The following is a 21,136-nucleotide window of genomic DNA, read 5'->3' as shown; positions in this document are numbered from 1 at the left end:
TGCGGTACCTGCGTAGGAGCGGGTTTACCCGCGAAAGGGCCAGTACAGCCAACCGATCAGGCGGGCTTCATGATCAACACCCCCAGCGGCGGCAGGTTCAGGGCCAGCGATAATGGCTGCCCGTGGCTGGCCACTGCCTCACTGGCCACCGCCCCCAGATTACCCACGTTCGACCCGGCATACAGCTCGGCATCACTGTTCAGCAGCTCCTGCCAACGCTCGCCGAACGGCACGCCAATGCGGTAACCCTCACGGGGTACCGGTGTGAAGTTGGCCACCACCAGCACCGGCTCGCCGCTGCTGCTCCAGCGCAGCCAGGCGTACACGCTGTTCTGCGCGTCGTCACCGATCAGCCACTGGAAGCCCTGCGGCTGGCAATCCTGCTCGTGCAACGCCGGCTCTTCGCGGTACAGGCGGTTGAGGTCGCCCACCAGGCGCTGCACGCCCTGGTGCTCGGGATACTGCAGCAGGTACCAGTCCAGTTCGCTGTCGTGGTTCCACTCACGCCACTGGCCGAACTCGCAGCCCATGAACAGCAGCTTCTTGCCCGGGTGTGCCCACATGAAGGTGAGATAGGCACGTAGGTTGGCGAACTTCTGCCAGCGGTCGCCGGGCATCTTGTCGATCAGCGAATGCTTGCCGTGCACCACCTCATCATGGGAAATGGGCAGGATGAAGTGCTCGGAATAGGCATAGATCAGCCCGAAACTCATCTCGTTGTGGTGGTAGGTGCGGTGCACCGGGTCGTTCTGGATGTAGTGCAGGGTGTCGTGCATCCAGCCCATGTTCCACTTGTAGGCAAAACCCAGGCCGCCCTGTTGGGTAGGCTGGCTGACCCCAGGCCAGGCGGTGGACTCTTCGGCGATGATCAGCGCACCCGGGGCCTCGTGGGCAGCCACGCCGTTAAGGTGGCGGATGAAGTCGATGGCTTCCAGGTTCTCGCGCCCGCCGTGGCGATTGGGTACCCATTCGCCAGCCTTGCGCGAGTAGTCGCGGTACAGCATCGAGGCCACCGCATCGACGCGCAGGCCGTCGATGTGGAAATGCTTCAACCAGTGCAGCGCCGAAGCCATCATGAAGCCGCGCACTTCATTGCGCCCGAGGTTGTAGATCAGCGTGTTCCAGTCCTGGTGGTAGCCCTCCAGGGGGTTGTCGTATTCGTACAGCGCAGTGCCATCGAAGCGCGCCAGGCCATGTTCGTCGGTGGGAAAATGCGCCGGCACCCAGTCCAGCAGCACACCAATGCCTCCCTGGTGGCAGGCGTCGATGAACGCGGCGAAATCCTCGGCACTGCCATAGCGCGAGGTGGGCGCGAACATCGACAGTGGTTGATAGCCCCAGGAGCCGCCGAACGGGTGTTCCATGATCGGCAGCAGTTCGATGTGGGTAAAGCCCAGTTCCTGCACATAGGGCACCAGCCGTTCGGCCAGTTCGCGCCAGTTGTAGAAACGCCCGACTTCGCCCGCTTCGTCCAGCTCGCAGCGCCATGACCCTGGGTGCAGCTCGTAGATCGACAACGGCGCGTTGTAGGCATGGCGCTGGGCGCGTTGCGCCATCCAGTCATGATCCTGCCAGGCGTGGCTGAGTTCACCGGCTACCTTGGACGCCGTGCTCGGCGGCAGCTCGGTGGCACGGGCCAGCGGGTCGGCCTTCAGCGGCAGTATGCCGTCCTTGCCAAGCACTTCGAACTTGTAGGTTTCGCCCACGCCCAGGCGCGGAATGAACAGCTCCCACACCCCCGCGCCATGCCGCAGGCGCATGGGGTGGCGGCGGCCATCCCAGTTGTTGAAATCACCCACCACCGACACCCGCCGGGCATTCGGCGCCCAGACCGAGAAACACACGCCGTCGATGCCATCGACCTGAGTCGGCTGGGCACCGAAGCGCCCGGACAAATCGCGGTGATTGCCTTCCGCGAACAAGTGAAGGTCCATGTCACCCAGTTGCGGGCCAAAGCTGTAGGGGTCTTCGGTAACCTGTTCGCCACCGGCCCAGACGATATGAAACTGGTAGGGCTGTGCCTCATCGAGGTGCGCACTGAACAACCCAGGCAGGCTGCCCTGCTCCATTTCGGCAAGGACCCGCCCGTCATCCCGGGCCTGAATGCGCACTTTCAGGGCATTGGGCAGAAAGGCGCGGACCACCTGCCCGCCTGCGCCGTCGCCGTGGGGGCCGAGTACCGCAAAAGGATCGGCGTGTTCGGCGCGGGCCAGGGCGTCGAGGTCCCGTTGCCGAAGGCCACCGTTTTCACGCGTTGTAACGTTCATTCTGACTCTCCCCAGGTACTGATCAGTCCATGCAGACCATGCAAAGGCACGGCCAGCCAGCTCGGACGGTTTTCGGCTTCGTATGTAATCTCGTAGGCGGCTTTTTCCAGGCAGAACAGTTCCAGCGCCGCGCGCTCGCCCTCGGCGTGCTGCCAGGCGTGTGGCATGGCGGCGGTGGCCAGGCCATAGGCTTCGACAAAGGCATGCCGGGACTGGTGCAGGTACTGCCGGGCAACCCGCTGCCGGGCTTGCCGCGCCGGCTCGGAAAGGTCCACCGCAGACGCGCTGCGCAAGATCATCGCAGCAGCATAGTCGAAGGATCGCAGCACGCCGCTGACATCCTTGTAGGGGCTGTGTTTTGCCCGGCGCTCTTCAAGGGACCGGGCGGGTTCGCCTTCAAAATCGATGAGGTAGGCATCCCCCTGCACCACCAGCACCTGGCCCAGATGCAGGTCGCCGTGCACACGCATCAGCAGGCCACCCTGAGCCTGCTCGGCGAGGTTGTCGATGTGCTGGGCCAGGCCGTCACGCTGTTGCTGCAGGTCGTCGACCAAGGCCTGGCTGTCGCGGTCTAAGGTGTCACGGTGCTGGACCAGCAGGTCGAGGGCGTGGGTCAGTTCAGTGCTGATCTGTGCACGCCAGCGCTCGCTGTCCTGCGCATCGCTGGGGCGCGGCTGGAAGGCCGGGTCTTCGGTGGGTGCGGCCAGCAGCAGGTGCATCTCGCCCAGGCGCTGGCCAAGCAAGGCCGCAAAGCCGCTGAGTTCGGCCAATGCGTCAGTGTGCGCTTCGGCGTCGTTGCGGGTGGGCTCCATCTGGTCGCGGATGGCCCTTTCCAGCGTGTTCTGGGTCCAACCCCAGGCATCGCCCTGGTTGCTCAGGTAACCCTGGGCAATCATCAGCAGGTGCGGCGCGTGTTGTTCGTCCACCCGGCTGACCCAGGCCAGCAGCGGCGAGATGTTGGCAAAGCCGGCGGCGGTCAGGTAGGCACTCATTTCCAGCTCTGGATGGATGCCCGGGTTGACCCGGCGGATCAGCTTGAGCACCACGCGGTCGCCAATGACCACCGAACTGTTGGACTGCTCGGCGCTGAGGTAGCGCACTTCGCTCTCCTCGTCGAGCGCCAGGCCGGCCAGCTGCTCTGTGCATTCGAAGCGCAATTCACCCTCAGCGTCGCCACACGGCAGACGCAGGCCATCCTGGCAGGCTTGCATCACGGCGTGAATGAACGGCTCGAGGACGAAGGCGTCTGTGATCAAGCCAACCTGGTGGGTACGGCGCACCCGCGACAACGCCAGCTGCTGCGGCAGCGCGGTATGGATCTGTTCCTCACGCAGCAGGCCGAAAGGCAGCTGATAGCGGGTGGCCGTGCCGTCGCTGTGTACCTCGATTTCGCTGAGCAACACCGGCGTGGTGGCGGTGCCGAAACGCACGCCGTAACACAGGCGCACGGCATCAATCGGCCCTTCCTTGCCGGCGAACCAGCGGCGCTTGGGCAGGTACTGCGGCAGGATGGTGCTTTGCAGCGTATCGCTTGCGGGGGCTTGCAGCAGTTCTTCCATGCGCTTGCGCAGTACCAATGTGGTCAATTCGGGTAACCCCTCGGTGGGCTGGATGTGCCAGCTGGGCATGCGATCGCGGCTGGCCAGCAGGAACCAGTAGAACGCATAAGGTGGCAAGGTCAGCAGAAACGGCAGTTGGCCGATTGGCGGGAACGCGCTGCCGCCAAGCATCTCCACCGGTACTTTGTCGGCGTATTGTGACAATTCGAGTTCGGCAGCCTGGGCGGCGCGGGACACGTTGGCCACGCAGAGGATGACCTCGGTATTGCCGTCGGCATCGGTGTACTCGCGGATATAGGCAAGGATGCGCCGGTTGCTGGGCGTGAGGGTGCGCAGGCTGCCGCGGCCAAAGGCCTTCTGCTGCTTGCGCACCGCCAGCATGCGCCGGGTCCAGTTCAGCAGTGAATGCGGGTCGTGGCTTTGCGCCTCGACGTTGACGGTCTGGTAACCGTAGAGCGGGTCCATGATCGGCGGCAGCACCAGGCGCTGCGGGTCGGCGCGGGAAAAACCGCCGTTGCGGTCTGGCGACCACTGCATGGGTGTGCGAACGCCATCACGGTCACCCAGATAGATATTGTCGCCCATGCCCAGTTCGTCGCCGTAATACAGGGTTGGCGTGCCGGGCATCGACAACAGCAGGCTGGTCAGCAGCTCTATGCGCCGACGGTCACGCTGCAACAGGGGCGCCAGGCGCCGGCGAATACCCAGGTTGATGCGCGCGCGGCGGTCTTCGGCGTAGTAGTTCCACAGGTAGTCGCGCTCGCGGTCGGTGGACCATTTCCAGGGTCAGTTCATCATGGTTGCGCAAAAAGATCGCCCACTGGCAGTTGGCCGGGATTTCCGGGGTCTGGCGCAGGATATCGGTGATCGGGAAGCGGTCTTCCATGGCCAGGGCCATGTACATGCGCGGCATCAACGGAAAGTGGAAGGCCATATGGCATTCGTCGCCGTCGCCTTCGCCGAAGTACGGGCGCGTGTCTTCCGGCCACTGGTTGGCTTCTGCCAGCAGCATGCGATCGGGGTAGTTGGCGTCGATCTCGGCGCGGATCGCCTTGAGCACGTCGTGGGTTTCGGCGAGGTTTTCGTTGTTGGTGCCGTCGCGCTCGATCAGGTAAGGGATCGCGTCCAGCCGCAGGCCATCTACACCCAGGTCGAGCCAGAAGCGCATGACGCCGATCACCGCCTTGAGCACCTGCGGGTTGTCGAAGTTGAGGTCCGGCTGGTGCGAGTAGAACCGGTGCCAGAAGTACTGGCCGGCGACCGGGTCCCAGGTCCAGTTGGACTTCTCGGTGTCGAGGAAGATGATGCGCGTGCCGTCGTACTTCTGGTCGTCGTCCGACCACACGTAGAACTCGCGCGCCTTGCTGCCGCGCTTGGCGTGGCGGGCGCGCTGGAACCACGGGTGCTGGTCGCTGGTGTGGTTGATGACCAGCTCGGTGATCACCCGCAGGCCGCGCTTGTGGGCCTCGGCGATGAAACGGCGGGCGTCGGCCATGCTGCCGTAGTCGGGGTGCACGGCCTTGTATTCGGCGATGTCGTAGCCGTCGTCACGGCGTGGCGAGGGGTAGAACGGCAGCAGCCACAGGGTGTTGACGCCCAGCTCGGCGATGTAGTCGAGCTTGCTGATCAGGCCGGCGAAGTCGCCGATGCCGTCATTGTTCGAGTCGAAGAACGACTTGATGTGCAGCTGGTAGATGACGGCGTCCTTGTACCACAGCGGGTCGTCGATGAAGGCTGCCGGGCGGGAACGCTTGGCCATGTGCGACTCCTTTCAATTGCATGCACAGACATCCGAGCTTGCTCGATCCCCCGTAGGAGCGGGTTTACCCGCGAAGATGACACCGCGGTGCCGAGGTGCATGGCACCGGCTTCGCCGGTGTTCGCGGGTAAACCCGCTCCTACAGGGGCACAGTCTGAGCCTTGTTAACGGGCTTTTTCGATGCGCCAGATGCCGAACGGCAGGTGCCAGGGCTCTATGCGCATCCACTGGGTCTTGCCGTACCACGACCAGCGGTGGCCGTTCATCAGGTCTTCACCCTGGGTTTCGGCGTTGTCGTCCAGCCCCAACTCCCACAGCGGCAACTCGAAGTGCGCCTCCTGGGCGTTGTGTGGGTCGAGGCTGACGGCCACCAGGATGTAGTTGTCACGCTCGGGCGTACGCTTGGCGAAGTACAGAATGTTGTCGTTCCAGCAATTGAAGAAGGCAACGCCCAGATGCGTTTGCAAGGCGCGGTTCTGCCGGCGAATACGGTTGAGCTGGGCGATCTCGGCGATGATGTTGCCGGGCTGGGTGAAATCGCGTGGGCGGATTTCGTACTTCTCCGAATCCAGGTACTCCTCCTTGCCCGGCAACGGCGTGCCCTCGCACAGCTCGAAGCCCGAATACATGCCCCATAAGCCTGAGCCCATGGTCGCCAGCGCGGCACGGATCAGGAAACCTGCGCGGCCTGAGGTGTGCAGGAAAAACGGGTTGATATCCGGTGTATTGACGAAGAAGTTGGGCCGGTAGCACTGGCTCCACGGTGGCTGGTTGAGCTGCTCGAAATATTCGCGCAGCTCCTGCTTGTGGTTGCGCCAGGTGAAATAGGTATAGCTCTGTGCGTAGCCGACCTTGCCCAGGCGCGCCATCATCGCCGGCTTGGTAAAGGCTTCGGCGAGGAAGATGACGTCGGGGTGCTGGCTGCGCACATTGGTGATCAGCCATTGCCAGAACGGCAACGGCTTGGTGTGCGGGTTGTCGACGCGGAAGGTCTTGACGCCCTCCTCGACCCAGCCGACCACCACATCGCGCAGGGCGAGCCACAGCGAAGGCACGGCCTCTGGCGCATAGAAATCGACGTTGACGATGTCCTGGTACTTTTTCGGCGGGTTTTCGGCGTAGCGGATGGTGCCGTCCGGGCGCCAGCTGAACCAGCCCGGGTGCTCCTTGAGCCAAGGGTGGTCCTGGGAGCACTGGATGGCGAAATCGAGGGCAATTTCCAGGCCGTGTTCCGCCGCTGCGGCCACCAGACGGCGGAAGTCATCGCGGCTGCCCAGTTGCGGGTGAATGGCCTCGTGGCCGCCTTCCGGGCTGCCGATGGCATAAGGGCTGCCCGGGTCGCCCGGCTCGGCCTTGAGGGCGTTGTTGCGGCCCTTGCGATGCTGCATGCCGATGGGGTGGATGGGCGGGAAGTACAGTACGTCGAAGCCCATGTCGCGGATCATCGGCAGCCGTTCGTGCACGTCGTTGAAGGTGCCGTGGCGCTGCGGGTCGTCGGTCATCGAGCGCGGGAACAGCTCGTACCAGCTGGCGAACAGGGCGGCCGGGCGGTCGACATCAAGGGGAAACTCAGGGCTGCGGGTCAGGTAGCTGCGGTGTTCGGCTTCGCCCATCAAGCGGGCGGTGGTCGGGTCGAGAAAGACGGCTACCTGGTCATCGGTACTGAGGGTGGCCAGGCGGTGTTGCACGGCCTCGAGCTCTTCGCGCAGGGCGCCGCTGCACAGCTCGATGCCTTTGCCCAGCATCAAACGGCCTTCTTCCAGCTCCAGTTTCACCTCGACGCCGGCGTGGTACTTCTTCTCCAGATCGTGGCAATAGGTGGCAAACGGGTCGATCCAGGCCTCGATACTGAACCGGTGCGGGCCCAGCTCGGTGGGGGTGAATTCGGCCTGCCACAGGTCGTTGCCCGCCGCCTGCATCGGCACGCAATGCCAGCGCCTGCTGTGGGCCTGGCGCCAGTTGAGCATCACCGCCAGGCGGTCGTGGCCGTCGCTGTAGGCCTTGGTGCTGACTGCCACAGGCTGGCCGCTGACGGCCTTGGCGGCGAAGCTGCCGGCGTCGAGCACGGGTTGGGTGTCTTCGATCACGATGCGTGGCGCCAGCAGCGCCTGGGCCAGGCTAATGGCCTGGTCGGGGTGATCGTTCGCCATGGGCACGCTTTCAAAGGGCTCGTTTCGTGACATCGACCTTGCTCCCTCAGGCTGGTGGCGGTAAGGGTTCAGAGCCGGGCACAGGCGGGGGGTTCAAAATAATTGAGCGAACGGCAGCTGCCAGCGGTCAGAGCCTACAGCACCTCTTCACCCACCCACGCGAGGTCAGGCCATGAACATTCCCATTCCACCGGAGACACCCGATCCCAACATCGACGACCCGAGCTTGCCGCCACCCGTACCGGAAGAAGACCCGGACGAGCTGCCGATCAAGCCGACCGTGCCGCCGACAGTGGGCGACCCGCCGAGCCAGGAGCCACCGGTGAAGGCTTAAGGGTAGACCACGGCACCGGCATGAACAGCTGATCTCCGCTGCTCCATTGAAAGGTTGATGACCGGGTGCTTGGCAAGGTGAAGATCTTGCATTGATCGGGCCGGCCTCTTCGCGGGTAAACCCGCTCCTGCCAGGGACCGTGCCGGCCTTGAATGCGGCGCTGTCCCTGTGTAGGAGCGGGTTTACCCGCGAAGAGGCCGGCCGCGCCCGCACATCAACCCGCAGATGCAGCCGCAATCTCCGCCACACTGATCTCGCGCATGCGGAACTTCTGCACCTTGCCGGTCACGGTCATCGGGTACTCGTCGACAAAACGGATATACCGCGGCACCTTGAAGTGTGCGATGCGTGCCTTGCACCAGCCCTGCAGCTCCTCGACCGTGGCGCTATGCCCCGGGTGCAGCTTGATCCAGGCGACGATCTCTTCGCCATAGCGGCTACACGGGATGCCGATCACCTGCGCATCGGCCACTGCCGGGTGGGTGTAGAAAAACTCTTCCAGCTCACGCGGGTAAATGTTCTCGCCGCCGCGAATGATCATGTCCTTGTTGCGCCCGACGATGCGCACATAGCCCTGCTCGTCCATCACCGCCAGGTCACCCGAATGCATCCAGCCGGCCGGGTCGATGGCATCCGCCGTGGCCTGGGGGTTGTCCCAGTAGCCAAGCATCACGCTGTAGCCGCGGGTACACAGCTCGCCGATCTCACCGCGCGCGACGATGCAGCCATCAGTGTCCACCAGTTTGTTTTCCAGCTGAGGCTGGGTGCGGCCGACGGTGGTCACGCGCAGCTCCAGGTCATCGTCCGGGCCGGTCTGCAGCGACACCGGGCTGGTTTCGGTCATGCCGTAGGCGATCTGCACTTCAGCCATGTGCATCTGGTCGATGACCCGGCGCATCACCTCGATCGGGCAGGTGGCGCCGGCCATGATGCCGCTGCGCAGGGTCGACAGGTCCATCTGCGCACGCGAGGGGTGATCGAGCATCGCGATGAACATGGTCGGCACGCCATAGAGGATGGTGGCGCGCTCCTCGGCCACGGCGCGCAGGGTGAGTTCGGCGTCAAAAGCGTCGTTGGGGTAAATCATGGTGCTGCCGTGGGTGATGCAGCCGAGGTTGGCCATGACCATGCCGAAGCAATGGTACAGCGGCACCGGGATCACCATACGGTCGCGGGCCGTCAGGCCAAGGCTTTCACCCACCATGAAACCGTTGTTGAGGATGTTGTAGTGACTGAGCGTGGCACCTTTGGGCGCACCGGTGGTGCCGGAGGTGTACTGGATGTTCACCGGCTGGTCGAATTGCAGGCTTTGCTGACGGGCTGTGCAGGCCTCAACAGACGTCTGCCCTGCCCGCTCGGCCAAGGCGTGCCAGGGCAGGAAGCCGGCAGGCGGGTTGGCGGCCAGGCTGATGACACCACGCAACTCGGGCAGGCATTCGCTGGCCAGCTCACCAGGCCGGGCGCTGGCCAGTTCAGGCACCAGCGCCTGCACCATGGCGTGGTAATCAGACGTCTTGAAGGCTTCAGCGCAGACCAGCCAGCGGCAGCCGGACTGGCGCAACACGTATTCCAGCTCACCCACACGGTAGGCCGGGTTGATGTTGACCAGGATGGCGCCGACCTTGGCACTGGCCAGCTGCAAGATGCACCACTGGGCGCAGTTGGGCGACCAGATGCCAACACGGTCGCCGGTGTTCACGCCCAGTGCGATCAGGGCGCGGGCGTATATTTCGACCTGTTCAGCCAACTGCCGCCAGCTGTAACGCAGGCCCTGGTGGCGGGACACCAGGGCCTCGCTGTCGCAACAGCGGGCCACGGTGGCATCGAAGGCCTGGCCGATGGTCTGGGTCAGCAAGGGTCGGTCCTGGCGACCGCGGGTATAGCTCGGTTGACTCATGGGTGTCCCTTCTTGTGGTTGTTTTGGGCACGGCTGAAGCAAGCGGGAATACTCTGGCGCAGATTTACGTTTACGTAAAGGTGACGAGTGGATTGACAGTGCCTTCCCGCAGGTTTACGTTAACGTAAAGGTGATGAACGATACCGGAACCTCCGGCATGACGCCGACCCTTGCAGGAGCGGGCTTGCCCGCGAATGCGATCACCCAGGCAATGACGGTGGTCCTGCTGACGCATTCGCGGGCAAGCCCGCTCCTACAGGGGTCAGCGGTTAGCCTTTGAGCTACGGTGTTACCCAATTTCCAAGAACAAGAAGGTGCCCCAGCATGCATTACCCCTCCCTGAACTTCGCCCTGGGCGAGACCATCGACATGCTCCGCGACCAGGTGCGCACCTTCGTCGCCGCCGAACTGGCCCCGCGTGCCGCGCAGATCGACCACGACAACCTGTTCCCCGCCGACATGTGGCGCAAGTTCGGTGACATGGGCCTGCTGGGCATCACCGTACCGGAAGAGTACGGTGGCGCTGGCCTGGGCTACCTGGCCCATGTGGTGTCGATGGAAGAAATCAGCCGGGGCTCCGCCTCGGTGGCGCTGTCCTACGGCGCCCATTCCAACCTGTGCGTCAACCAGATCAACCGCAACGGCACCCACGAGCAGAAGCTCAAGTACTTGCCCAAGCTGATCAGCGGCGAGCACATCGGCGCCTTGGCCATGAGCGAGCCCAATGCCGGCTCCGACGTGGTGTCGATGAAACTGCGCGCAGAAAAACGCGGCGATCACTACGTGCTCAACGGCAGCAAGACCTGGATCACCAACGGTCCCGACGCCAACACCTACGTGATTTACGCCAAGACCGACCTGGACAAGGGTGCGCACGGCATCACCGCGTTCATCGTCGAGCGTGACTGGAAAGGCTTCAGCCGCAGCAACAAGTTCGACAAGCTGGGCATGCGTGGGTCCAACACCTGCGAGCTGTTCTTCGACGGCGTGGAAGTGCCGGCAGAGAACATTCTGGGCCAGCTTAACGGCGGCGTGCGCGTCCTGATGAGCGGCCTGGACTACGAACGTGTGGTGCTGTCCGGCGGCCCGACCGGCATCATGCAAAGCTGCATGGACCTGGTGGTGCCGTATATCCACGACCGCAAGCAATTCGGCCAGAGCATCGGCGAGTTCCAGCTGATCCAGGGCAAGATTGCCGACATGTACACCCAGCTGAACGCCAGCCGCGCCTACCTGTATGCCGTGGCCCAGGCCTGCGACCGTGGCGAGACCACCCGCAAGGATGCTGCCGGGGTGATCCTGTACACCGCCGAGCGCGCCACGCAAATGGCCCTGGAGGCGATCCAGATTCTTGGCGGCAACGGCTATATCAACGAATTCCCGGCTGGGCGCCTGTTGCGCGACGCCAAACTGTACGAAATCGGTGCCGGCACCAGCGAAATCCGCCGGATGCTGATCGGCCGCGAACTGTTCAACGAAACCCGCTGAACATAAGGGACGGGCGCACATGGCTACCTTGCACACCCAGATCAACCCGCGTTCGGCAGAATTTGCCGTCAACAGCGCGGCCATGCTCGAACAGGTCCAGGCCCTGCGCGGCTTGCTCGCCCAGGTTGCCCAGGGCGGCGGGCCCAAGGCCCAGGAACGGCATACCTCGCGTGGCAAACTGCTGCCGCGCGAGCGTATCGACCGCCTGCTGGACCCGGGCTCGCCGTTCCTCGAAATCGGCCAGTTGGCCGCCCATGAGGTGTACGGCGAAGACGTGCCAGCGGCGGGCGTGATTGCCGGCATCGGCCGCGTGGAAGGCGTGGAATGCATGATCGTGGCCAACGACGCCACGGTAAAAGGCGGTTCGTACTACCCGCTGACGGTGAAGAAGCACCTGCGTGCACAAACCATCGCCCTGCAGAACCGCCTGCCGTGCATCTATCTGGTGGACTCCGGCGGCGCCAACTTGCCACGCCAGGACGAAGTGTTCCCCGACCGCGAGCATTTCGGGCGCATCTTCTTCAACCAGGCCAACATGAGCGCGCAAGGCATCCCGCAGATCGCCGTGGTGATGGGCTCGTGCACCGCTGGCGGCGCCTACGTGCCGGCCATGGCCGACGAAGCGATCATGGTGCGCCAGCAGGCGACCATCTTCCTCGCCGGCCCGCCGCTGGTGAAAGCCGCCACCGGCGAAGTGGTGAGCGCCGAAGACCTCGGCGGCGCCGATGTGCATTGCCGCACCAGCGGCGTCGCCGACCACTATGCCGACAACGACGAACATGCCCTGGCCCTGGCCCGGCGCAGCGTGGCCAACCTCAACTGGCACAAGCAGGGCAAGCTACAACGCCTGGCACCGGTGGCACCGCTGTATGCGGCCGATGAGCTGTACGGCGTGGTGCCGGCCGATGCCAAGCAACCGTTCGACGTGCGCGAGGTGATCGCCCGCCTGGTCGATGGCTCGGTGTTCGATGAGTTCAAGGCGCTGTTCGGTACCACCCTGGTGTGCGGCTTCGCCCACCTGCATGGCTACCCGGTGGCGATTCTGGCCAACAACGGCATCCTGTTCGCCGAAGCCGCGCAAAAAGGTGCGCACTTCATCGAACTGGCCTGCCAACGCGGCATCCCGCTGCTGTTCCTGCAGAACATTACCGGTTTCATGGTCGGCAAGAAGTACGAAGAAGGCGGCATCGCCAAGCACGGCGCCAAGCTGGTCACCGCCGTGGCCTGCGCCCAGGTGCCGAAGTTCACGGTGATCATCGGCGGGAGCTTTGGTGCCGGCAACTACGGCATGTGCGGCCGCGCCTACGACCCGCGCTTCCTGTGGATGTGGCCCAACGCACGGATTGGCGTGATGGGCGCCGAACAGGCCGCCGGGGTGCTGGCCCAGGTCAAGCGCGAGCAGAGCGAACGCAGCGGCCAGCCATTCAGTGCCGAAGACGAAGCCAGGCTCAAGCAGCCGATCCTCGACCAGTACGAGCGTCAGGGCCACCCCTATTATTCCAGTGCCCGCTTGTGGGACGACGGCGTCATCGACCCGGCACAGACCCGCGACGTCCTCGGCCTGGCGTTGTCTGCCGCGCTGAACGCGCCGATCGAACAGAGCCGCTTCGGCATTTTCCGGATGTGACCCATGAGCGATTTCAGCACCCTCGAAGTGATCCGCGACCCACGCGGCTTCGCCACCCTGTGGTTAAGCCGCGAGGACAAGAACAACGCCTTCAACGCGCAGATGATCCGCGAGCTGATCGTGGCCATCGACCAGTTGGCCGAAGACGCCAGCCTGCGCTTTGTGCTGCTGCGCGGCCGTGGCCGGCACTTCAGCGCCGGTGCCGACCTGGCCTGGATGCAGCAGTCGGCACAACTGGACTTCAACACCAACCTGGATGACGCCCACGAACTGGGTGAGCTGATGTACGCCCTGCACCGCCTCAAGGCCCCGACCCTGGCCGTGGTGCAAGGCGCAGCCTTCGGCGGCGCGCTGGGCCTGATCAGTTGCTGCGACATGGCCATCGGCGCCGAAGACGCCCAGCTGTGCCTGTCGGAAGTACGCATCGGCCTGGCCCCGGCGGTGATCAGCCCGTTCGTGGTCAAGGCCATTGGCGAACGCGCCGCGCGCCGCTACGCCCTCACCGCCGAGCGTTTCACTGGCGTGCGCGCCCGCGAGCTGGGCCTGTTGGCCGAGGTATACCCGGCCAGCGAACTGGACGACCACGTGGAAGCCTGGATAAGCAACCTGCTGCAGAACAGCCCACAAGCATTGCGCGCCACCAAGGACTTGCTGCGCGAAGTGGACGACGGCGAACTCAGCCCGGCCCTGCGCCGTTACTGCGAAAACACCATCGCCCGCATCCGCGTCAGCGCCGAAGGCCAGGAGGGCCTGCGCGCTTTCCTGGAAAAACGCCGTCCCGCCTGGCAAACCGTTGACAAGAAGGAGCCGCGCCCATGAGCCGCCCCGCTTTGACCACCCTGCTGGTCGCCAACCGCGGCGAAATCGCCTGCCGGGTGATGCGCACCGCCAAGGCCATGGGCCTGACCACTGTCGCCGTGCACAGCGCCACCGACCGTGACGCCCGTCACAGCCGCGAAGCCGACATCCGCGTCGACCTGGGCGGCACCAAGGCTGCCGAAAGCTACCTGCTGGTCGACAAGCTGCTGGCCGCCGCCAAGGCCAGCGGCGCCCAGGCCATCCACCCAGGTTATGGCTTTCTGTCCGAGAACGCAGGTTTCGCCCGCGCCATCGAGCAGGCCGGGCTGATATTCCTCGGCCCACCGGCCAGCGCCATCGACGCCATGGGCAGCAAATCGGCAGCCAAGGCGCTGATGGAGGCCGCCGGCGTGCCGTTGGTACCGGGCTACCATGGCGAGGCCCAAGACTTGGACACCTTCCGCGCCGCGGCCGAGCGCATCGGCTACCCGGTGCTGCTCAAGGCCAGCGCTGGCGGCGGCGGCAAGGGCATGAAAGTGGTCGAGGAAGAAAGCCAGTTGGCCGACGCCCTGGCTTCGGCCCAGCGTGAGGCACAGTCGTCGTTCGGCGATGCGCGCATGCTGGTGGAAAAGTACGTGCTCAAGCCACGCCACGTGGAGATTCAGGTGTTCGCCGACCAGCACGGCAACTGCCTATACCTCAACGAGCGCGACTGTTCCATTCAGCGCCGCCACCAGAAGGTGGTGGAAGAGGCCCCGGCCCCCGGCCTGTCGCCCGAACTGCGCCGGGCCATGGGCGAAGCGGCGGTGCGTGCCGCCCAGGCTATCGGTTACGTGGGTGCTGGCACCGTGGAGTTTCTGCTCGATGCCCGTGGCGAATTCTTCTTCATGGAGATGAACACTCGCCTGCAAGTGGAACACCCGGTCACCGAGGCCATAACCGGCCTGGACCTTGTTGCCTGGCAAATTCGCGTAGCCTGCGGCGATGCCCTGCCGATCACACAGGAACAGGTGCCGCTGATCGGCCATGCCATCGAAGTACGCCTGTATGCCGAAGACCCGGCCAACGATTTTTTACCCGCGACCGGCAAATTGGCGCTGTACCGTGAATCGGCACCTGGCGAAGGTCGGCGGGTGGACAGCGGGGTCAGCGAAGGCGATGTGGTGTCGCCGTTCTACGACCCGATGCTGGGCAAGCTGATTGCCTGGGGTGAAGACCGCGAACAGGCACGCCTGCGCTTGCTGGCCATGCTCGACGAGTTTGCCATTGGCGGGCTAAAGACCAACATCGCCTTCCTGCGCCGCATTCTCGCGCACCCTGCGTTCGCGGCGGCAGAGCTGGACACCGGCTTCATTCCCCGCCACCAGGATGTGCTGCTGCCGGCGGCACGTGCGCTGCCGGCTGGCTTTTGGGAGGCGGCAGCCGAAGCCTGGCTGCAGGGCCAGGCGGGGCATCAGCGCGAAGACGATCGCCATTCGCCGTGGAGCGGGCGTAATGGACTGCGCTTGGGCCTGCCGGCACGCAGCAGCTTGCATCTGGTGAGTGCTGGGCACGATCAGGCAGTGGCCCTGGAACGCAGCGCTGCTTCTACCTGGCAGCTGCAAGGTGAGCAGTTGGTGCATGACCAGAACGGCGTGCGTCGCCAGCATCTGGCAATCCGTCGGGGTGGCACGCTGTACCTGCACTGGGATGGCGAAATGCATGCCATCGAAGCCTTCGACCCGATTGCCGAGGCCGAAGCCAGCCACAGCCATCAGGGTGGGCTGGGTGCGCCCATGAACGGCAGTATCGTGCGGGTGCTGGTCGAACCTGGGCAGGTGGTGGAAGCCGGTACTGCGCTGGTGGTACTGGAGGCCATGAAGATGGAGCACAGCATTCGTGCGCCGCATGCCGGCACAGTGAAGGCGCTGTTCTGCCTGGAGGGGGACATGGTCAGCGAAGGGACTGTGCTGGTCGAACTGGTGGAATAACGGTGCCGTAGGGCCGCTTTGCGGCCCTAACACAACACAAGGCCGCCCCTGCAACAGCACGTAGGAGCGGGTTCACCCGCGAAGAGGCCGTGCCTGCTGGCCAATTTCCACCCGCCGTTCACGGTTGCCGCCGCTACCGTATTCGCGGGTAAACCCGCTCCTACGCAGATTGGTGGTGGACACACACCGGAGGTTGGACACAGCCCGTCCTGTAGGAGCGGGTTCACCCGCGAAGAGGCCGTGACTGCTGGCCAATCTCCATCCGCCGTTCACCGTTGCCGCCGCTACTCAAACCCTTTCAAAAGGCCCCATGCACCCGCACGACCACCCCAAGAAATTCGCAACCCTCTTCGCACAACAGCGCCGGGTAGTTACTGTTCAATGCCTTCAGATAACGCTGCCCACCTTCCTCGGCCAGCTCGCGGAAAATCGCCGGCTTGCCCGGCTGACGAGCGATAACCAAACGCCCCGCCTCAGCCTCTACACCTGGGTCCACCAGCATCCGCATGCCCTGCGGCACACTGCGGCCACTGACAGCGCTCATGGCATCGTTTTCCACGGTTAGCCAGAACGCCTTGCCCTGTGCCAGGTAGTCAGTCTGCTCGAAAACAGCAGGCTCTACAGCCGTCGCAGCCTCTAACTCACTCCAACCCAGCACCGGGTAACGGAAGCAAACGATGTACCGCATGAGGTCGAGTTCATCATCGTCTGCTATCTCGTAAACACTACGCTCCTCGCCAACCTGCCCCTGGATACGCAGCTGCAGGCTGACATTGTAATGAGGCATGCCAATCTCGACGAACGTGCGGTTCATCGATTCGATTTTCGGCTGACGCCGCTTGTTCACCCAATGTCCTACACTGCCTTGCGACACGCCTACGCGCTCGGCAAGCTGCTCTTGGGTAAGCCCTAATTCCTCCATCCGGTCGCGAACGAGGGCAATCCACTTATCCATGTTCATGGCTGGCATGCCCCTCACGTATAGCGGCCTTGTGGCGTGACACAGCTTCGCAGCAACCCGGCAGCCTAGAAGGCCCCATGTACCCGCACCACCACTCCCAGAAACGCGCAGCCTTCTTCACACAAAACCGTCGGATAGCGCGTATTCAGTGGCCTGAGCATCTTGTCTCCACCCTCTTCGACCAACTGCCGCAATACCGCCGGGCGCCCCGGCTGCCGTGCAATGACCAACCTGCCGGGCTGTGCCTCCAACCCGGTATCCACCAGCACGCGCATGCCCTCGGGCACGCTCTTACCACTGGCCGCGTTCATCGAGTCGTTTTCCACCACCAGCCAGAACGCATTGCCGGCGGGCATATAGTCCGTCTGCTCATGGGACGTGCTCGTTTCAGGCAATGGCCCCTGCAGGTCAGCCCAACTCAGCACCGGGAAGCGGAAGCTGGCATAGAGCAGCGCCTCGGCTGAAACCGGCTGCTCGGCCGTATAGAGCCCTTGCGCTTCACGCACGATGTCGCGCTCGACCACCATGACCTGGGCTTCCAGAAACACCAGCCCAAGCTTCTCCAGCTTTTCATTGATGGTTTCCAGCGTCGGCCGACGCGTGCCACGCAGCCAATGCCCCACGCCCCCCTGCGTCATGCCCAGGCGCTCGGCCAGTTGGAGCTGACTGAGGTTATGTTCGCGCTTGTAGCGCTTGAGAAATGCGTTCCAGTTTTCCATGAGCGGCAACAATACGGACTGTATTAACCGCTGCAATACACAATCTGAATTATTTATTTGGCACTACATAGTACAGCTTGACCTATTCTGTGATTCCAGTGTGCTTGAAGGGAAATCAGCAGGTATTGCCATGAAACCATCGAAAAACGACGAAACAGATCTCGACAGCGAAGCCGCACGCCGCGCGCTCGACTATTACCTCAACCCCAACCCACCGCGGCCCACCCTGGACAACAGAATCTGGACCCTGCACGAAGGCGTAACCGGCGACCAGGCCCAGGAACACGCCATCGCCCTGCTGCGCTGCGCTGCGGCCACCGCCCAGGAAACCGCCACCCACCAGCACGGCAGCCAGCGCGAACTGACGTTCGCGTTGATGCACATGATGGACATGGCTCGCGCACTGCTGGAGCACAAACGCACCGAGTGAGCGGGTTTATAGACAAAAAAGAAGGGAGAGAACGTGATGGCCAGGTAACGGCAAAGGCCCCGATTGCCGGGACAAGGAAGCGCGCCGGTAAAACTTTTTTACCGGATTAGCGAAAATTCATTTGACTGGCAAATGATAACGATTATTATTGCACTCAGCTGATCGCGAGATCCGCTGGATAACCTGAAAGCTTAGGTCGCTCTCAGATTATCTCCTCATCAGGCTAATCACGGTTTTTGACCCGGCTTTTTTGCCGGGTCTTTTTTTTGGCTCTTCAGGCTAATGAAGATCGTGATGGCGCGCATGATAGCAAAGGTGTTTCAGGGCGTGAACGCTCGTTACAAAACTTTGCGGAATCAGCACTTGAGAATCAATCTCGTTTCGCCTACGCTGTTTCCGCATCAAGGAAGATGCCCCCTCATCCCCTTTATAGAGCAAGGAGCTGTCCATGACCCGTCTGCTGCTGCCCCTTGAGCACCCCACTCCTGCTGCCGAGCACGATGCCGACGATGCCCTGCTGCATGCACTGAAGCGGCTACCACGGCGCGTACAGCAAGTATTTTTGCTTAACCGCCTCGATCAGATGGACTTCGCCAGCATTGCTGTGCGCCTTGACCTGCCACTGGCGAGTATCGAGCGCAACATGGGCCAGGCGCTGCAGGCTGGCCGCTCGCGCCGGGATGTGCTGGCGAGCGTGGCCGGGCAATGGTATGTGCGCTTGCAGAGCCCGCAGGTGACGGCGTGCGAGCGTATCGACTTCCGCCGCTGGCTGGATGCCGATACAGCGAACTTGCAGGCGTTTCACGATACGGAACTGCGGTGGCGCAGCCTGCTGGCGCCGGCACGGCAACTGGGCCATGACGGCTGGTATCGGCAAGGCCGGGCGGCGCTGTCGCTGGGTGGCTGCTCGGTTGCGGTCGGGCTGGGTGTGGCGGCGTTGGTGCTGGTTGGGTTCTGGGCTTGATCAGCGCTTAGGCAAGTCGGACTCTCCGTACTGCATCCAGTAAACTCGTTCAGGATAGGGGGGCGGTCCAAAGTGGAAATGGCAAACGTCAGCGAGAATGCCATGCTCCTTAAGAACCTGCACAATCATCTGCTCGCCGTCATCGCCTGGAAAATCCGTTGATTCGTGCGTCAATCCAGATACGCAAGACAAGGGCCCAGGACCAGAGAGTAACGCTTCAGCCGCTTGCCCGATTCGCCTTGGCCTACCTGAGGAATCAAACCGCGAATCCCCTCGCGAGCAAAACCGAAGCTCAGAAAAGCTAGCTGATTGAGCAGGGCTTCCAGGTTCAGGCTTGCACCTGCGCTGACGCATGCTGCCTGCAGGCTATGCGTTTCAAGGGGTAGAGGGACATTGTGTGAATTTACTTCCAAACCGCCGCGGCGCCACTTCGATCGAAAGCGTTTAACCCCGCGGCGTCCATCGTTGAAACAAAGGTGGAGCCGTTGTTCCGCACCGTGCCACCCGTTCATATCTGGCACTGGCAAGGACGGAACCTGTAGAGGAAGCCAGCGTCATAGCCTCATGCAGCAACTCGGCATCAGTGGACTCGATGCCGCCCTCCGCATGACTCAGGATGGAAACGGCGCACCGGTTTCGAGCCGTTCGATCTGGAATTGCCAGGAGCAACAACATGCGCAAACGGATGAGTGCAACCAACCTAAAGTGGGCCTGCGGCTGGCTCGCAGCCGCGGTTTTGGCATTGTGCTGGTGGCTGCCGCTACCTTTTCGTTCCACCGCCGATGATGGCCCGCCGCGGATCTACGGCAACCCCAAAGCGCGCTTCACCCTCACCCTCTACGCCGACCTCGAATGCCCGCACTGCCAGGCCTACCTGCCGCAATTGCAGCGCTGGATCGTCACCAACGATCACGTCAACCTGGCCTGGCATCACCTGCCCCTCCCCCAGCATGAACCGGCCGCCAGTCGGGAAGCGCGACTGATCGAATGCATGGGCCAGCGTGAGGGGCGCGAAGGCGTTTGGGGGGCGGTGCTCTGGGTCTACCTGCATACTCAAGGCAACGGCCGTGGGTTGGCTGCTGGACACGACTATCCGGACATCGGCCCGTCCCTGCAACGCTGCCTGGCCGGCGAACGGGCTGCCCAAGTCGTGGACACGCAAAAAGCGCAAACCTTGGAGAACGGATTCAACGCCACCCCCACGCTGCGCCTGACCGACAATCACACCCAGCACACCCTGATCCTGGAAGACCCAATCGATCCCGATGCCTTGCTGTCCGCAGTGGACCTGTTGAGCGCACCCGAGATTTTTGAAATGCCCGCTGACGTGATCAGCGATATGTCCAGGTAGCCCACGGCGTCACGGCCAGGGCGCCGCGTTGTGGTGTTTGTACTTGAATTTCGTGGAGGGAGGGGATTGAGGCAGAATGCATTCGAACGAAAAAAGGCCCCGAAGGGCCTTTTTTCAACGACTTACAGACTTCGACTGAAACCTGTAGATCTTTATTTGGAGCGGGAAACGAGACTCGAACTCGCGACCCCGACCTTGGCAAGGTCGTGCTCTACCAACTGAGCTATTCCCGCGTCGTGATGGGTGCCATTCTAGCGATTTCTAAAACAGCGTCAACCCCTTGATTCAAAAAACTTTTATTTTTTTTCCGAGCCTTCGCGCAGGTGCGGCCAGGCGGCCAACAGGTAGTGCACCATCGACCACAGCGTCAGCCCCGCTGCCACCAGCAGCAGCCCGTAGCCCAGGATCACCCAGAAGGTCACCGCCGGTGGGTTGCCCAGCAGGATCACCAGCGCCAGCATCTGCGCCGCAGTCTTCCACTTACCGAGGTTGGACACCGCCACATGCGCCCGCGCGCCTAGCTCAGCCATCCACTCGCGCAGCGCAGACACCACGATCTCGCGGCCGATGATGACCGCGGCGGGCAGGGTCAGCCAAAAGTTGGCGTGGGTCTGCACCAGCAGCACCAGGGCCACTGCCACCATCAGCTTGTCGGCCACCGGGTCGAGGAAGGCGCCGAACGGCGTGCTCTGCTGCAGTCGACGCGCCAGGTAGCCGTCCAGCCAATCGGTGGCGGCGGCTACGGCGAATACGCTGCTGGCGGCCATGTAACTCCACTGATAGGGCATGTAGAACAGCAGAATGAAGCACGGAATGAGCAGGACGCGTAGAACGGTGAGCAGGTTTGGAATATTCATCGGTA

At 63.2% G+C, this 21,136-nt stretch carries 14 protein-coding genes, 1 tRNA gene and 1 pseudogene; 8 read left to right on the top strand and 8 right to left on the bottom strand.

Translation table 11 applies throughout. The features are described from left to right. Positions 1-56 precede the first annotated feature (56 nt). The 3 genes and pseudogenes from glgB to ACZ889_RS12890 all read right to left on the bottom strand — a co-directional run bounded on the left by glgB (position 57) and on the right by ACZ889_RS12890 (position 7,768). Entirely contained in the window at positions 57-2,267 is a 2,211-nt protein-coding gene (gene glgB, locus ACZ889_RS12900; RefSeq protein ID WP_476257429.1) for a 1,4-alpha-glucan branching protein GlgB, read from the bottom strand. Next, a pseudogene (gene treS / locus ACZ889_RS12895) lies at positions 2,264-5,585 on the bottom strand (maltose alpha-D-glucosyltransferase). Before treS ends, glgB begins: the two are co-directional and overlap by 4 nt. Before the next feature lie 164 nt (positions 5,586-5,749). Continuing rightward, the gene (locus ACZ889_RS12890) at positions 5,750-7,768 is read right to left on the bottom strand and encodes an alpha-1,4-glucan--maltose-1-phosphate maltosyltransferase (protein ID WP_476257428.1); all 2,019 of its coding nucleotides are present in this window, start codon (positions 7,766-7,768) and stop codon (positions 5,750-5,752) included. Positions 7,769-7,907: 139 nt separating this feature from the next. Here ACZ889_RS12890 and ACZ889_RS12885 point away from each other — a divergent pair, with 139 nt between their 5' ends. Next, positions 7,908-8,069, top strand: coding sequence for a hypothetical protein (locus ACZ889_RS12885; RefSeq protein ID WP_003251307.1), 162 nt, complete (start codon positions 7,908-7,910; stop codon positions 8,067-8,069). Between the two features lie 214 nt (positions 8,070-8,283). On the opposite strand, the gene ACZ889_RS12880 is transcribed toward ACZ889_RS12885, so the two are convergent. Beyond that, entirely contained in the window at positions 8,284-9,966 is a 1,683-nt protein-coding gene (locus ACZ889_RS12880; RefSeq protein ID WP_476257427.1) for an AMP-binding protein, read from the bottom strand. Positions 9,967-10,290: 324 nt separating this feature from the next. On the opposite strand from ACZ889_RS12880, the gene ACZ889_RS12875 reads away from it, so the two are divergent. The 4 genes from ACZ889_RS12875 to ACZ889_RS12860 are packed head-to-tail and all read left to right on the top strand — an operon-like array spanning position 10,291 to position 15,849. Further along, entirely contained in the window at positions 10,291-11,454 is a 1,164-nt protein-coding gene (locus ACZ889_RS12875; protein WP_003251317.1) for an isovaleryl-CoA dehydrogenase, read from the top strand. A gap of 19 nt (positions 11,455-11,473) precedes the next feature. Then, on the top strand, positions 11,474-13,081 hold the full coding sequence (locus tag ACZ889_RS12870) for a carboxyl transferase domain-containing protein (RefSeq protein ID WP_004576464.1): 1,608 nt from the start codon (positions 11,474-11,476) through the stop codon (positions 13,079-13,081). A 3-nt stretch (positions 13,082-13,084) separates the two neighbouring features. Continuing rightward, a complete protein-coding gene (locus tag ACZ889_RS12865) occupies positions 13,085-13,900 on the top strand; it encodes a gamma-carboxygeranoyl-CoA hydratase (RefSeq protein ID WP_070095827.1) in 816 nt (271 codons plus the stop codon). Further along, positions 13,897-15,849, top strand: a complete 1,953-nt coding sequence (locus ACZ889_RS12860; RefSeq protein WP_180688530.1) for an acetyl/propionyl/methylcrotonyl-CoA carboxylase subunit alpha — start codon at positions 13,897-13,899, stop codon at positions 15,847-15,849. Before ACZ889_RS12865 ends, ACZ889_RS12860 begins: the two co-directional genes overlap by 4 nt. 298 nt (positions 15,850-16,147) lie before the next feature. Here ACZ889_RS12860 and ACZ889_RS12855 read toward each other — a convergent pair whose 3' ends face one another. Both ACZ889_RS12855 and ACZ889_RS12850 read right to left on the bottom strand, forming a co-directional pair. Next, a complete protein-coding gene (locus ACZ889_RS12855; RefSeq protein ID WP_180690142.1) occupies positions 16,148-16,810 on the bottom strand; it encodes a LexA family transcriptional regulator in 663 nt (220 codons plus the stop codon). A gap of 65 nt (positions 16,811-16,875) precedes the next feature. Next, complete coding sequence (locus ACZ889_RS12850) at positions 16,876-17,529, bottom strand: LexA family protein (RefSeq protein ID WP_003251326.1); 654 nt, start codon at positions 17,527-17,529, stop codon at positions 16,876-16,878. 130 nt (positions 17,530-17,659) lie between these two features. On the opposite strand from ACZ889_RS12850, the gene ACZ889_RS12845 reads away from it, so the two are divergent. From ACZ889_RS12845 to ACZ889_RS12835, 3 genes are all read left to right on the top strand, one after another. Further along, a complete protein-coding gene (locus ACZ889_RS12845; RefSeq protein WP_003251328.1) occupies positions 17,660-17,959 on the top strand; it encodes a DUF6124 family protein in 300 nt (99 codons plus the stop codon). Positions 17,960-18,407: 448 nt separating this feature from the next. Next, complete coding sequence (locus ACZ889_RS12840; protein WP_476257426.1) at positions 18,408-18,923, top strand: DUF4880 domain-containing protein; 516 nt, start codon at positions 18,408-18,410, stop codon at positions 18,921-18,923. Positions 18,924-19,596: 673 nt separating this feature from the next. Beyond that, entirely contained in the window at positions 19,597-20,274 is a 678-nt protein-coding gene (locus ACZ889_RS12835; RefSeq protein WP_476257425.1) for a DsbA family protein, read from the top strand. A 157-nt stretch (positions 20,275-20,431) separates the two neighbouring features. Here the strand turns inward: ACZ889_RS12835 and ACZ889_RS12830 are convergent. Beyond that, positions 20,432-20,507 (bottom strand) — tRNA-Gly (locus ACZ889_RS12830). Between the two features lie 63 nt (positions 20,508-20,570). Continuing rightward, positions 20,571-21,131 (bottom strand): CDP-diacylglycerol--glycerol-3-phosphate 3-phosphatidyltransferase, encoded by a 561-nt coding sequence (pgsA, locus tag ACZ889_RS12825; protein WP_003251374.1) that lies wholly within the window; start codon positions 21,129-21,131, stop codon positions 20,571-20,573. Positions 21,132-21,136: the final 5 nt, after the last annotated feature.

The sequence above is a fragment of the Pseudomonas sp. TE3895 genome, assembly GCF_056278855.1.
Note: the sequence above shows the minus strand (reverse complement) of the source record. Positions and strands in the feature narration are given on the sequence as shown.